This window comes from Anaerobacillus alkalilacustris (genome assembly GCF_001866005.1).
Lineage (GTDB): Bacteria > Bacillota > Bacilli > Bacillales > Anaerobacillaceae > Anaerobacillus > Anaerobacillus alkalilacustris.
Genome location: NZ_MLQR01000014.1, coordinates 20,740 through 34,874, shown reverse-complemented (window position 1 = coordinate 34,874; position 14,135 = coordinate 20,740). Strand labels below are relative to the sequence as shown.

General features: G+C 34.9%; 12 protein-coding genes. 5 read left to right on the top strand and 7 right to left on the bottom strand.

All coding sequences use genetic code 11. The annotated features are described in order from the left end of the window. Positions 1-416 precede the first annotated feature (416 nt). The 5 genes from BKP37_RS06755 to BKP37_RS06735 form a co-directional block, all read right to left on the bottom strand. On the bottom strand, positions 417-980 hold the full coding sequence (locus BKP37_RS06755) for a flavin reductase family protein (protein WP_071308865.1): 564 nt from the start codon (positions 978-980) through the stop codon (positions 417-419). A gap of 452 nt (positions 981-1,432) precedes the next feature. After that, the gene (locus BKP37_RS06750; RefSeq protein ID WP_071308864.1) at positions 1,433-2,104 is read right to left on the bottom strand and encodes a GerMN domain-containing protein; all 672 of its coding nucleotides are present in this window, start codon (positions 2,102-2,104) and stop codon (positions 1,433-1,435) included. Between the two features lie 150 nt (positions 2,105-2,254). Then, the gene (locus BKP37_RS06745; protein ID WP_071308863.1) at positions 2,255-3,145 is read right to left on the bottom strand and encodes a glycine betaine ABC transporter substrate-binding protein; all 891 of its coding nucleotides are present in this window, start codon (positions 3,143-3,145) and stop codon (positions 2,255-2,257) included. A 131-nt stretch (positions 3,146-3,276) separates the two neighbouring features. Beyond that, a complete protein-coding gene (locus BKP37_RS06740) occupies positions 3,277-4,119 on the bottom strand; it encodes an ABC transporter permease (protein WP_071308862.1) in 843 nt (280 codons plus the stop codon). After that, positions 4,088-5,308 carry a quaternary amine ABC transporter ATP-binding protein gene (locus tag BKP37_RS06735; RefSeq protein ID WP_071308861.1) on the bottom strand — a complete coding sequence of 407 codons (1,221 nt, stop codon included), beginning with the start codon at positions 5,306-5,308 and terminating at the stop codon, positions 4,088-4,090. The genes BKP37_RS06740 and BKP37_RS06735 overlap by 32 nt, the downstream gene beginning before the upstream one ends. Before the next feature lie 293 nt (positions 5,309-5,601). Between BKP37_RS06735 and BKP37_RS06730 the strand changes: the two genes are divergently transcribed. The 5 genes from BKP37_RS06730 (at position 5,602) to BKP37_RS06710 (ending at position 11,963) form a co-directional block, all read left to right on the top strand. Next, positions 5,602-6,168, top strand: coding sequence for a GbsR/MarR family transcriptional regulator (locus BKP37_RS06730; RefSeq protein ID WP_071308860.1), 567 nt, complete (start codon positions 5,602-5,604; stop codon positions 6,166-6,168). 886 nt (positions 6,169-7,054) lie between these two features. Beyond that, a complete protein-coding gene (gene sigX, locus BKP37_RS06725; RefSeq protein ID WP_071308859.1) occupies positions 7,055-7,597 on the top strand; it encodes an RNA polymerase sigma factor SigX in 543 nt (180 codons plus the stop codon). After that, a complete protein-coding gene (locus BKP37_RS06720; protein WP_071308858.1) occupies positions 7,594-8,787 on the top strand; it encodes a hypothetical protein in 1,194 nt (397 codons plus the stop codon). The genes sigX and BKP37_RS06720 overlap by 4 nt, the downstream gene beginning before the upstream one ends. 413 nt (positions 8,788-9,200) lie before the next feature. After that, positions 9,201-10,070 (top strand): metal-dependent hydrolase, encoded by an 870-nt coding sequence (locus tag BKP37_RS06715; RefSeq protein WP_071308857.1) that lies wholly within the window; start codon positions 9,201-9,203, stop codon positions 10,068-10,070. Between the two features lie 177 nt (positions 10,071-10,247). Continuing rightward, on the top strand, positions 10,248-11,963 hold the full coding sequence (locus tag BKP37_RS06710; RefSeq protein ID WP_071308856.1) for a methyl-accepting chemotaxis protein: 1,716 nt from the start codon (positions 10,248-10,250) through the stop codon (positions 11,961-11,963). An 81-nt stretch (positions 11,964-12,044) separates the two neighbouring features. Here BKP37_RS06710 and BKP37_RS06705 read toward each other — a convergent pair whose 3' ends face one another. Together BKP37_RS06705 and mgtE are read right to left on the bottom strand one after the other, a co-directional pair. Continuing rightward, entirely contained in the window at positions 12,045-12,629 is a 585-nt protein-coding gene (locus BKP37_RS06705) for a YitT family protein (RefSeq protein WP_071308855.1), read from the bottom strand. Between the two features lie 150 nt (positions 12,630-12,779). Further along, entirely contained in the window at positions 12,780-14,120 is a 1,341-nt protein-coding gene (mgtE, locus tag BKP37_RS06700) for a magnesium transporter (protein ID WP_071308854.1), read from the bottom strand. Positions 14,121-14,135: the final 15 nt, after the last annotated feature.

Sequence of the window (14,135 nt, the reverse complement as noted above, 5' to 3'; positions counted from 1 at the left end):
TAATTATGAAATTCACTCACTTAAGTAATAAAAAAACTGTTACTATATAATATAGTAACAAATTAACACTAGATTTAAAATTGTATTTCGCGAAATTATTGATTTGTTGTAAGGTGATCTAACAAAATTTCTAGATTAAAAAAATGTAGCAAGTATGATGAAACATTATAATGTAAAATATCATTATGTTACTTAGGTAATCATATATGTTTGGTTAAATATAGTGGGAAAAACTATGACGTATAAAGTGTTGTTAGTTGATGTTGAGTAAGAAAAGCGTGCGCTTTCAAAGGTGTGTTTAATGTATTATAGCCATTTACCTCTTTCCTCAAAAATCCCTGTCTAATATTATTGAGAGGAAATGAAGCTAGCTTTTTTATGAAATTACAAAAAGAGGCTGAGTAACAGCCTCTTTATTAATCGTTTTTATTCAATTCAACAGTTATCTTCTTCGTTTCTTTATTTGCAATCACGTATTGTGATTGACCAATATAGAGTGGGATTTCTAGCTTGTCCCAGTTAGGGAGAAAGCCGTCAAAGCAAGTTTCATCTTTATGGAATTTTGTTATTTCTCCTACAATCCAGTCATGATCTCCAAACTTTTGGATATCTTTAACTTTACACTCATAAACGACATAAGCATCAGTTAGAATAGGAGAGTTTACTGTCTCCCCTTTTTTATAAGGGATATTTAAAGCTTCTAGTTTATCTCCGTCTTTCCCAGATAATTTACCTGAACCCTCAATATAGTGAGCAAATTCAGCTGGTAAAAAGTGAATAGCGAACTCTCCTGAGTTTTTAACTAAATGGTGTGTAAAACGTTCTTCCGCTATTGCTACACCGTAAATGGGCGGAGCGTAAGACATGTAGGAATGCCAACCAGCAGCCATGATATTTTTTGTTCCATTCCACTCGGCTGTAACTACAGCAATTAAACCTGGATAACAATGTAGAACGGTTTCGTTTGTACTTTTTAACATAAGCGTCACCTTCTCTAGAGAATTTATTTGAATTTTTCTAGGGTAAAAGACCCCCACCTCTAAGCGTGGCGTAGGTGGGATTTTCCGATGTTTCAGGTTGCTGAAACGAGTTCACTTACTAACATAATGTATTTCATAAGTAAATATTCGCGTCACTAAGATGCTATATCTAGTTGTGGTCGGTTATTTGTAACGATATAGATTTGTGTAACTCGGTTTTGGTAATTATGAAATTTACGCACTTAATTAGTATAGAATAATTTACTGCTCTTGCTTATATAAAAAAGGGCGACTTTGGTAAAAGTCACCTAATTCCTTCATCTCACTATTAAGCGAAATTAGATCAGACACCTCAACTCTTAGTATAGTGGGGAAGTGCCGGGCTTAAGGCTAATAAGTAAAACTACAATTAGCGAGGGCAAAGCTTCTGCTGATTAAAGTTAAGCATAAAATTATTTGTTATATAGCTCAAAATCTTTCGGAGATCGGGCTGTAAATGGTTCATTAAAATCTATATGGCCTGAAAGTGTATCTATCTCACTACCATTAATTAAAATAAATACTTGTTTATACCCAAACTGTTCTACTACCATGGCGATTTGCTCGGTAATAAATAACTCTCCAGAAGATCCTACGTTTACGTTTAATAGTTCTTCTGAGAAAGATACAAAAACAATATCGTTGTCTATATTTACAGACTGAACTATTACGTTTTCAGGAACAAGCCCTTGTAATCCTTCTTCAACTGGTCCAGCAATCCAAAGTTGTAAGGCTTTTTGAATACCTTCTTCATCTTTAGGATATTCTACATCTCTTTTAACACGATAAATACTCATTAATTCTGCGTCAGCAAAGTATAAGTTAAGAGCATCTAAATTTTCCGTTTCATTTGTTTTGTCTTTAGTAGATTCTTCAGGAGTAGGGGCATCAGTTCTTTCTTTTTCTTCTATTGCTTCTTCTTCGAGCTGTTCAGATTCTTCTACTACATCTTCTTGCTCTTCGTATTGCTCTTCATCTGAACCTAAGTTAGTTTCTTCTTCGTTTAGGGTACCATCGCCTTGTCCACATGCAGAAACTACTAGCAATAATGTAAATGTTACGAATATGGATATCCATTTCTTCATTTTTACCACCGTCCTTTAAAGGTTATTCTTTTCATATGATTAGTCGATAAGTAATTAGGTTTGTTACTAGAATATCATAAAAATTATGTATTTATTAATCACAAAGGAAAAAAGTTCAAAAAAGGGACTGTTCCCAGTCCCTTTTTTGAATTAATTATTTAAATCTTCAATTGAAGCGATATCCATATAACTAGGTACTACTAACCCAATTCCAGCACCTTCTAGATTAACTCCTAAATCAATGAAGTCTTCTTTAAAGTCTTCATAATAAGCAGCGTGTGTACCTGGTAACCAAGCAGCTACAATAGCATCTGCACTTCCAGTTGCAACAGCAGTCCACATACCAGCAGCTTCAAGTGATAATAATTCAACGTTATAACCGATATCTTCTAAAACTTTTCCGATCATGTGAGTAGAAGCAATTTCCGAATCCCATGCAACAAATGCTAGAGTTAGTTTGTCACCATCGACAGGCGCAACACCATTTGTCCATTCTGACACTTTTTCTTGGTTATTAGCTACCCAATCACTAGCTGCATCTTTAGGATCTGCGCCTTCATTTACTGCAATCATAATTTCTCCCATATCATCTTGTTCCCAGTAGAAATTATCTAATACTTCAAATGCAGATGGATGTTCTTCATCAAGTCCAAGGCGTGCAATTGTATGAATAACTTCTGATTCACCAAAAATCCCTTTTGGATCTTCTAAATATTTAAGATCATATTTAGCAAACTTCCAATGTGGTGTCCAACCAGTAACTACGATTGGCTCTTCATTTTCATAAGCAGCTGCTAAGGCCGCAGTCATAGCTGCAGAGGAACTAGTTTGAAGTGTGTAATCCTCTAATCCATAAGCTTCAATAGCTTCTTCTGTTGCTGCCATGATTCCAGCACCAGCATCAATTCCAGTAATTGTGTAGTTTAATTGATCTCCTACTGAACCGTCTCCACCGCTAGTTGTGTCACTTCCACAACCTGTAGCTAGTAAAGTAAGTGATAATCCTGCTGCGACACCTAGTTTTGTTAAGTATTTTTTCATCTCTTGACCCACTCCTCATTTATATATTTTTATATAGTCTCTTTTTCAAAAAAGAGTGAAAAACTTATTAATCAAACTCTATAAGTAAGAAAGTTTTCAATGATGGTATTCGAACGTTTATGTAAACCGGCTTATGCAGCCCCTTTTTGGCGGTTAAAGCTTTGGGTAATACGGTCCAAAATAATGGCTAAGATAACTAAAGCAATACCAGCTTCAAAACCACCACCTGCATCGTTACGACCAACAGCGTAGTAGACTTTTGTACCTAACCCTGAAGCGCCAATCATGGAAGCAATAACAACCATTGATAAAGCTAACATGATACTTTGGTTGACACCGGCCATAATCGTTTTCTTTGCCATTGGTAATTGAACTTTCACTAATTTTTGTAATGGAGTAGACCCAAACGCATCAGAGGCTTCAATCAACTCCGTAGATACTTGGCGTATACCTAAATTAGTAAGTCTTACTGTAGGTGGCATAGCAAAAATAACCGAAGCGATGACACCAGGAACCATTCCTATTCCAAAGAAAACAACAGCAGGAATTAAGTATACAAAAGCTGGCATCGTCTGCATAAAGTCTAAAATTGGTGTAATAATGTTTTCTGTCGTTTTACTTTTTGCCATCCAAATTCCAATCGGAACACCGAAGAGAACAGAAACCCCTGCAGATGTTAGTACTAGTGATAGCGTTAATAGCATGTCATTCCAATAACCTAAGTTTTCTATAAGAAATAAACCTAGGAAAACAAAGATGGGTAAGCCTACTCTTTTCTTTGTAGCAAACCATGCTAGTGCTGTGACCAAAAGAATAAATAACCATTCTGGGATTGCGCTTAAGCCAATACTGATATACTCAACTAAAAAACCGATAACAGCTTTTGGGACATCGAACAAACCATCTATACTTTTTAACCAATTAACAATTGCATCAATTCCATCAGCTAGCGGAAGCTTTGGTAGTAGATTCATCAAATTTCACCTCCTGACCTGATGATAAGGCTGCAAGAACAGCACCCCGAATGATAATTCCTTTTAATAAGCCGTTTTCAATAACAGCTACTGGAATTTGTGAGGTAGAAACAATATCAAATAACTCGTGTAAAGGTGTATCAGGATGTACGGTAGGAACGTTTTTTTCCATAATATCTAGCAAACTAGAACTTTTATCTTTTACAGCTTCAGACGCCTTTTCGGCACTAATTATCCCTAGTAATTCTTTTTTGCGATTTGTAACGTAAATACTTGAAATGCCAGTATCTTTCATACGCTGCATAGCTACACGCGGACCATCCTTTTCGGCATTAACTGTTTCTGGACGTTTCATTACATGTCTAGCGGTAAATACCTTCGAACGATCAACATCCTCTACAAACCTTTCAACATATTCATTTTCCGGGTTTGTTAAAATTTCCTCAGGTGTTCCAATTTGAACAATAGAGCCATCTTTCATGATTGTAATTCGATCACCTATTCTTAGAGCTTCATCTAAGTCGTGGGTAATAAAGATAATTGTTTTTTGCATCTTTTCTTGTAAATCTAGTAATTCGTCTTGCATATCTTTTCGAATTAACGGATCCAATGCCGAGAAAGCTTCATCCATTAGGAGTACGTCTGGGTCATTTGCTAATGCACGTGCTAACCCAACTCTTTGTTGCATACCCCCTGACAGTTCGCTTGGGTATTTATCTTCGTAGCCTTCAAGGCCAACTAATTCAAGGGAAGACTGTGCTTTTTTTCTTCGTTCCTCTTTCTCTATACCTTGTATCTCAAGACCGTATTCGACGTTTTCAAGGACAGTTCGGAAAGGAAATAAGCCGAATTTTTGAAAAACCATACTTAATTTTTTTCTGCGAACTTCTCTTAACTCTTTATCATCCATAGCAGCTAAATCAACACCATCAATCCATACACTGCCAGTAGTAGGGTCGATTAATCTGTTAAGTAAACGCACTAGTGTTGATTTTCCACTTCCTGATAATCCCATGATGACAAAGATCTCACCATTTTTTACTTCAAAGTTTGCTTGGTTGACCCCTATAGTCATCCCCGTTTGTTTTAAGATTTCATCTTTTGATAAATTATTCTTTAATAAGTCAATCGCTTTTTTAGGTTTTTTGCCAAACACCTTTGTTAAGTTTTCAACTTTTATTTTTTCCACATTGTCCACCTCAGTTTCTTTGTAGATAAGTGACTTATCTACAAGTTCTAAATTAAGTCCGCATCATATGATAACTAAGGTATACTATATTCTTTTTTTATTTTCTATACAAACTGTATATTCTTTAAAAAACAAACAAAAAGTACGTACAGAAAAAACTGTACACAATAAACTGTGGAAATACTTAAAAATACTTTCCTATCCTCTTTTTTTTATTTCAACTGTAAACTGTTAACTTTTTTTTTGCTTTGTTAAACTAGCAGTAATAAATAATCGTGTTCGGAGGAGGTAGGATGGAAAACAAAGGGAAAGAAACAAAAGAATTAGAAGATTTTAATGACTTGAAAAAAGCGAGAGAGCACTTTGTTAGTGAAGTGGCAAAAAATATTTATTTATATGACATTTCCCACTCAGTAGGGCGGTTATATGGAACTGTATTTTTTGCTGAGGAACCAATGACACTAGATGATATGAGTGAAGCCTTAGGAATGAGCAAAACTAGCATGAGTACCGGAATTAGGGCTTTGCTAGAAGCAGATATGGTAGAGAGAGTATGGGAAAAAGGAATTAGAAAGGATTTGTACAAAACAGAGGATGATTGGTATAAATCGTTTTCTAATGTTTTTATTAACCGTTGGCGAAATGCGACGGTAGAAAATACAGCTGCCATTGAAGAAACGAAGGGAATGCTAGAGGAGTTAAATGATCAAACTACTAGCGAAAAGGTAAAGAAATTGATTAAAAGCGACTTGAAAAAGCTCAGTCAGGCTGAAGCTTATTATACATGGTTAGACGAAGTTATCTCATTATTTGAAACGGGTAAAATTTTTGGAATTGTACCAAAACAAGAGCCAAAGTAGGGTGACGGGTTCCGTTATCTATCGCAAACATTAAAAATGTATAATTGACCGTCAAATTTTATGCTAATTTGACGGTCAATTTTTGTTGATATAAAAGGATTTACTAATAAAAAAGTTGTATAAAGCCAATGAAGGCCCAAACCAGGCAAAAAAAACACATGCTAAGAGTCCTTCATAAAGCCAATGAAGGCCCAAACTAGGCCCAAACGTATGCTAAGAGTCCTTCATAAAGCCAATGAAGGCCCAAACGCAAGCTAAGGTCCTTCATAAAGCCAATGAAGGCCCAAACTAGGCCCAAACGCAAGCTAAGAGTCCTTCATAAAGCCAATGAAGGCCCAAACTAGGCAAAAACACATGCTAAGTGTTCTTCATAAAGCCGATGAAGGATTGCACTAACTAACGCGGCGATACTTCAATCAGATATTCAAAATAGGCTATTTTCACAAGGGGAGTTGTGATTGAATTTCCAGGACTCTAGTGGAATGGAGCGGAAGACACTTGACTCCTGCGGGAAAAAGAGGAAAAGTGCCTACAACAAAGTATACGAAAACAACCAAAAAAATCTGGAATGTTCAATCGAATAAAGGTTGATCTATTTTTTTATATTAGGATACAAAAAAGCACCGCAAATGCTGTGCAGTTAGTTATACGTTTTTGGCTGCACTTTCTTTTGCCATTTATGGTTTTGTGATAGCAAACGGAACCCGTTAAAAGTAGGCTCTTATTTTTTTATGCAATAAATTTCATTTGAATCAGTTATAATGATATTTAGATTTATGAATTTCACTTAGATATTTTATTTAATACTATTAATCTTTGTTGAAAAAAGTTGTGGTGTAACCTTTTTAATAAAAAGACGACTAGTTTGTGAGGGGGGAAAGCAGAAGTGAATAATGAATTCGAGCGATTGTACGAGACTTATCACCATTCATTATTTCAGTTTCTATTTTACATGGTCCGCAATAGACAAATAGCTGAAGAGCTAGTACAAGAAGTATATATAAAGGTTTTTAAATCCTACTCTTCTTTTAAAGGAGACAGTAGTGAAAAAACATGGTTATATTCTATAGCTAGGCATGTAGGAGTAGATTGGATTCGAAGCCAAAATCGAAAAAAGAGAAAGTTTCTTGGACTATTTTCTCTTTCAGAAAAGGATTACCAAATAAGAGATGAAGATCCGTTACCTGAAGAGATTATTGTTGGACAAGAAGAGCTGAAAGAAGTTTATATGATGTTAGGTAAATGCACGTTAGACCAACAACAAGTCATTATATTAAGATATATTGAATCCCTTTCTATTACTGAAACTGCAACGGTTTTAGGGTGGACAGAAAGTAAAGTGAAAACAACTCAACATAGAGCGATAAAAGTGTTAAAAGAACTTTTGCATGTCAACGATCAATCACAAATAAGGGAGGTGGGAAGATGAAGCGATCCTCTAAATGGGATGAAAAGACTATAGAAAACCAACTGAAAAAATTACCTAAAATTGAGGATAGACAAACAAAAGAAGCTCTTTTTGAAAAAATTCAAGAAAAAATTCATGAAAATGAAATGATACAAAGAAAAAAGAAGAGCTGGTTTATTCCTACTATTGCTACTGCTTCTGTTGTCTTTTTATTGATGCTTTTGATACCACCCTTTTTCAATAAGCAAGAATTGACAACAGATTTCCCTGAAATCCATGATGAAGCTGAGATAATGATGGAGATGAACGGTAGGACAGATGAAGAAACCGGAATAGATACAACAGAAAAAACCTTTGAAATAGACTTAGCTAATGAATTAGATGAGCAGGGATATGTAGGTGCCGTTACACCATATGACGAAGACAGATTTAATGATCAACTTGTAACAATAGCGGTAGTAACTCACTTACCGTCAGGAGAAATGATTGTTCCAATCACATTAATGGTTAATGAAAAATCTTTATCGGAGAGATTTTTAGCAGCGAAGGAAACATTTTGGGGTGAGCAATGGGGTATAGGAAGTTTTCCGCCCATTCCAATCAACACTGTTACTATCGAAAATGATGGCATTGTAAACATAGATATCCCTGAAAATAGTTTAGAAAGCTTATCATCACTAGAGTCAGAAATGTATAGGTTAGTACTAAAGGAAACTTTCTCTCAACAAAAGTATTCTGAAATTCATTTTACTTCTGATGGCAAACCTGGTGTAGCTTGGGGGCCATATGGTCCGCTTAATGAAATGAATTTACAAGAACCTAATCGTGGATACTATGTATTTCATAGTAATACCAACCATAAGTTTTTAGTTCGAGGAAATAAAGAAGCTCAAGAAAATATAAGTTTGGCAGAGGTAATTGAAAAAATGAAACAAAGTGAAATTGAATTGGGGTATAGAGCTTCTATTCGTGACGATGTTACCATTAATAATATAGAAGAAGACGGTGACACTGCCATAATTACATTTACTGAGGGATCAGTAACGGAAGATACTATCGATAACTTAATGATGTTAGAAGCTATCATGTTTGCAGCAAGAGATTTTGGTCATTCATATGTACAATTCAAAGGTATAAACATTGATCGAATTGGCCCTTATCAAGTTAAGGAGTTAGTACCAATTCCGAATTATATTAACTTTATTCAATAGTTTAATCTAAAAACCAGTGGGCGGCTTTAATCCCACTGTTTTTTTACCATGCTGATCGTTAATTTCTGTTTGTTTTAAATAATGAATTTCAGGATTCGTTATTCTTTCGAGTAAGGTAAGGTGCTGTATCTAGTTGCGTTGAAACGTTCGTATCTAGATATAGCTTTATGCAACTCCTTTTTGTTCATTGTGAAATTTATTTAACCTCGATGAATAAATAAAATTAAAGCTCTTTTTCGATAATAGGAGAAAGCTTTTTTTCATTAAAGTTGTAAATGAAAAAGTAAAATTGGTATTATTTACATACGAAACGAAATTAGTAGTTCCAACAAATAGCTACCCTTGGTGAAAGAGGGTTTTCTCATGACTAGATTCATTATAAAAATATAGAAAAAAGAGTTGGTGTAACCTGGATGGATACAATTACACACACATTATTCGGTTTAACTTTATATGGAGCAGTAGATAAACGAAAATTTTCCAAAGAAAAAAAGCGTGCGTTACTTTTTACGACTGTTGTCGGTAGCCAAATTCCTGACATCGATGTTATATCAAGGCTTTGGGATACCGAGGGTCAATATCAAATGTGGCATCGCGGTATTACTCATTCAATTTTTCTGGTTCCAGTATGGGCGTTAATCCTTGCCTTATTATGCTATTTATTTTGGAGAGTGAAAGATCGGCGTATTTTCCTTATGGGGGGATTAGCCGTGCTTATTCATAACACTAGCGACCTATTTAATGCTTGGGGAACGGGATATTTTGAACCTTTCTTTAAAGGCAGAATTAGCTTTGGTACGTTACCAATCATTGACTTTGTTATTTGGACAATCATGATTATTGGCTTTATTATAGCAAAAAAAGCTAAAATTCAGTCGTTTTTCATTTATCGATATGTTTGGATGGCGATTTTGTTACACGTTGCTTTACAAACAGGACAAGGCTATATCATATATCAGCAAACGAATGAGCTTTATGAACAAAAAGCCCTATCAGCAAGTTTTATCCCGTGGAACTTTACGTTAATTGGAAAGAATAACCATGATATTGAGATTTCAAAAGTAACTTTATGGTCAGAAAAGTCTGTTGATGTCGTCCTCTATAGTCACGAGAATGCTGATTTGGACCATCTATTTGACCAGAAGCCAGAAGCCAAAACATTGTATGAATGGTCTCCGTTTGTTGTAATAGTTGATGAGGATGATAAGTTAGGGATTTATGATCCGCGCTTTTACAGAAATGGACAATCTTTTTTATTTGAGTATATTGAGAGGAATGAATAAGTAAATTTGGCTATAAAAAGGGAAGGTCAGCACTTTCTCTTTGTTTTTTCTACCATTTTTTGGTCAACTGATGTATAATTTTGTTGTTTTAGTGATTTTCGCATGGGTAAATTTGGCTATGTTTTTGGTGAGTAGAGTGGTGAATTCTTTTAAAACCTAATGGGAGTGGGATGAAAAGTGAAAAGTATTCAAGGAAAAATAATCGTGTTCTTTTCTATCTTTTTTATTTTAACGGTTTCTTTTGTTGGATTAATAATGTTTATCAATGCAAAAAATATTGTAGAATCATCAGTAGGGAATCAAGCGAAATTAATGGCTGAAAGTACAGCTAAAATCATTGATGCTCGTAAGTTTGAACAGATATTAATAGAAGGTGAAACTGATTACTATTATTATTTGCGTGAGAGGCTAGATCAAATTCGCGAAACAAATGGTCTTTTATATCTTTACACAATGGCTAAAAATAAAGAAGCTGATGAGTATTATTATGTCGTAGATGGGTTTCCAATAGGTGATGAGGATGCGTCAAATATTGGTGATATAGAGGAAGACATAGAAGATTATCCAATAATTGAAGAAGTTTATAGAAGTGGACAAGCTATGGCTGGAGAGTTGGTTAATAGTGAAGAATATGGTTCACTGATATATGCCTATTCTCCCATAGTAAATACATCAGGAGAAGTGATTGGGATTGTGGGTGCAGATTTTGATGCTACTTATGTAGCTGAAAATCTAGAGAATAGTAGAAAAAGAGCCATGTGGATAACATTAGCGGTATCGCTCATAAGTGTAGTAGTATTAGCCCTTATGACTAGATTTTTGGTTGCGCCTTTAAGACTATTAACGAAGCAAGTCAATCAAGTGAAGGCTGGCGATTTAACAGTAAATTTTTCCGTCGATCGTAAAGATGAAATTGGTAACTTAGGTCATGCATTTCAACATATGGTGAACGAAATGAATAGTATGATTTATAGTATCAATAAAAACACAAATATGCTTTTTGAAACATCAGAAAGATTGTTTAATAGCTTCCATGAGGCGAGTGCAAATAACAAGCGAATTATTAGTGAGATGAACGGAGTTAGTGAAGGGGCTAAAACAACTGTTAGAAGTTCTGAAGAAAGTGCACAGGCAATAGATGATTTAACCCAAGGTGTACAATATATTGTAGAGACTGCTTTACAAGTATCCGATGCAACACATACTACAGTGGAAGATTCAAAGAGTGGGATCAATACGGTAGAACTTGTATCTAACCAAATGAATTCTATTCACCAATCAGTAAACAATTCGACGAAACTAGTTCAAAAGTTGGATCATTATTCAAATGATATTGGTAAAATCATAGAGGTCATTTCAGCAATTGCATCTCAAACGAATTTACTTGCTTTAAATGCTGCTATTGAAGCAGCTAGGGCTGGCGAAGAAGGACGTGGTTTTGCAGTAGTTGCCGACGAGGTAAGAAAGTTAGCGGAACAAACAAGTGACTCGTTAGAGGGGATATCTGAACTTGTTCAAAAAATCCAGACAGAAACTTCGCGGACGGTAGAAGCAATGAATCAAGTAACTACTGAGGTAGATACGGGTGTAACTGTAATTCAACGATCTGGTGAAGCCTTTGAAAAAATAAAGGAGTCGGCTAGTTATGTAGTAGATCAGGTTGACTTATTTACTTCAACAGCTGAAGAAATGTCGGCAAGTACAGAGGAAGTAAATGCATCCTTTGAGGAAATGGCTAATATTGCAAGGAAAGCAGCAGGTCAAGTTAATGAAGTTGCCGCATCAGTTAGTCAACAATCAACATCCTTAAATGAAATTACAGCATTTTCCGAACAACTATTAGAAATGGCGAAAGAATTACAAGACCAGGTAAACAAATTTAAAATTGATTAATAAAAAAATCGAGTAATTATTTACTCGATTTTTTTCATTTTTAGCTGAATTGTGTTTTCCTGGGAAATATATTGTCGGATATTACCCAATCGATTCCTTAAACATGACGATTGCTGTCGTTGTTACACCTGTAGCTGCAACAGCAATTGTGGATAGGATGATTTCATCAAATGTAATAATTGTAACACCTGCAACGACTACGAGTAAGTCTATGACGAAAATCATAATACCTACATTAACTTTAGTAATGTCTGCTATCATCTGTCCAAATAAATCTAGGCCACCTGTACTTACATCATATAGAAACATGATACCTACTCCTATGCCGAGAAGCGCACCGCCGCTTAAAGCCGCGACGAGTGGGGATACATCTTCTGTATTAAAAGTAAGCCAATGAAAGATATCAATAAATAATGAAGAGACAACAAAACCGACAATACTATTATAGAAAAACTCGCGGTACCAAACCCAAGCAGCGATATAGATAGGAATACTTAAAAGTAAAATAGAAATGCCAATACTAACATCATATTTGTAGTGAAAGATTAAGCCTAAACCGATCATACCACCATCTAAAATATGAAAAGAAACAAAAAAGTTATTAATTCCGATACTTATGATAAAACTTCCTACTAAAATAGCGAACAACTTCTCTTTATTAAACATTTATCATCAACCTCATTTTACGGGACATGTTGTATTGTATGCGAAAGTATGAGGTGATTATGTTTATAGTTTTGATTGTAGTATCGTAAAATTAATTCAATAGTTGAACAAGGCAATGGTTCGAGGATGCCGTAATACTAACTTACTTACTTAGAGATAAGCTAGAAAAGCTGTTGCAAAACTAAAATAGACAATTAACGAAAAGATATCATTTAATGTTGTGATCAAAGGGCCAGAGGCAACTGCAGGGTCGACCCCCAATTTATACAATAATAACGGTATGAGAGTTCCTGCTAATGTTCCAATGATTAAAGTTAGTATTAATGAGATACCAACAACAAGTGCAATGACTGAACCCATCCATACTAAAGCAATAATAGCTATCAGTAATCCACAAATAATTCCAATGATTATTCCGACTCTAAACTCGCGAATAATGAGATTTAGGACCGTTTTTTTATCTAGCTTATGAGTGATAAGCCCACGAACAACAACAGCTAATGATTGTGTTCCGGTGTTACCAGTCATACCAGCGATCATTGGCATGAAAAATACCAATGCTACTACTTGCTCGAGTGTTTCTTCAAACCCACTAATAATACTTCCAGATATTAAACCGATAAATAATAGTAAAATTAACCATGGTAACCTTCGAAAAGCAGCAGTGGTTGCTTTTGTATAAAAGTCAATATCCTTTCCTGATGCTGATAATTTTTCAATATCTTCATTAGCTTCTTGGATCACAACGTCAATGACATCGTCTACGGTAACAATACCAAGAAGTTTATGGTTTTCATCGACAACAGGAAGCGCTATGAAGTCGTACCTTTCAATTAGGTTGGCAACTTCTTCTTGATCTAGATCTACAGGTACAGAAATAACACGATTAAACATAATTTTACTTATTCTTTCGTTTGTATCTGCTAATACCAAATCGCGGTATGATACAACGCCTACAAGCTGTTTTTCATCATTAATAACATATAAGTAGTAAATGGTATGATTCATTTCTGCGAATGATTTTAATTTATCAACAGCATCTTGAACAGTATAGTCATCTTTTATTGACATAAATTGATTGGTCATAAGTCCGCCAGCGGTATCAGCCGAGTAACTCATTAAATTTTGAATGTAAGTAGAATCTTCAGCTTTCATTACTGATAAATACTCTTGAATGTTCTCAACAGATAGTTCACTTAACAAATCAGCCAGATTATCATTCTCCATCAAATCCATTATTTTTGATGACTTTTCTACACCTAGCCGGTGAATAATCTCAATTTGTAAGTCGCTTTCTAGCTCTTGGATAAGGTCCGCAATCTCTTTAGGTGTTAAAAATAAAAGAAACTTTAAATGATTTTTTTCAGGAAGGTTACGATACAGTTGAGCAATATCATAAGGTTGGAGCTCATCAAGAACTTTTTCAAAAGCACTTTTTTTGTTTTCTTTCAAATACTTAATTATTTGAACTGTTAATTGATCTTCATTCATACTAACACTTCCTTT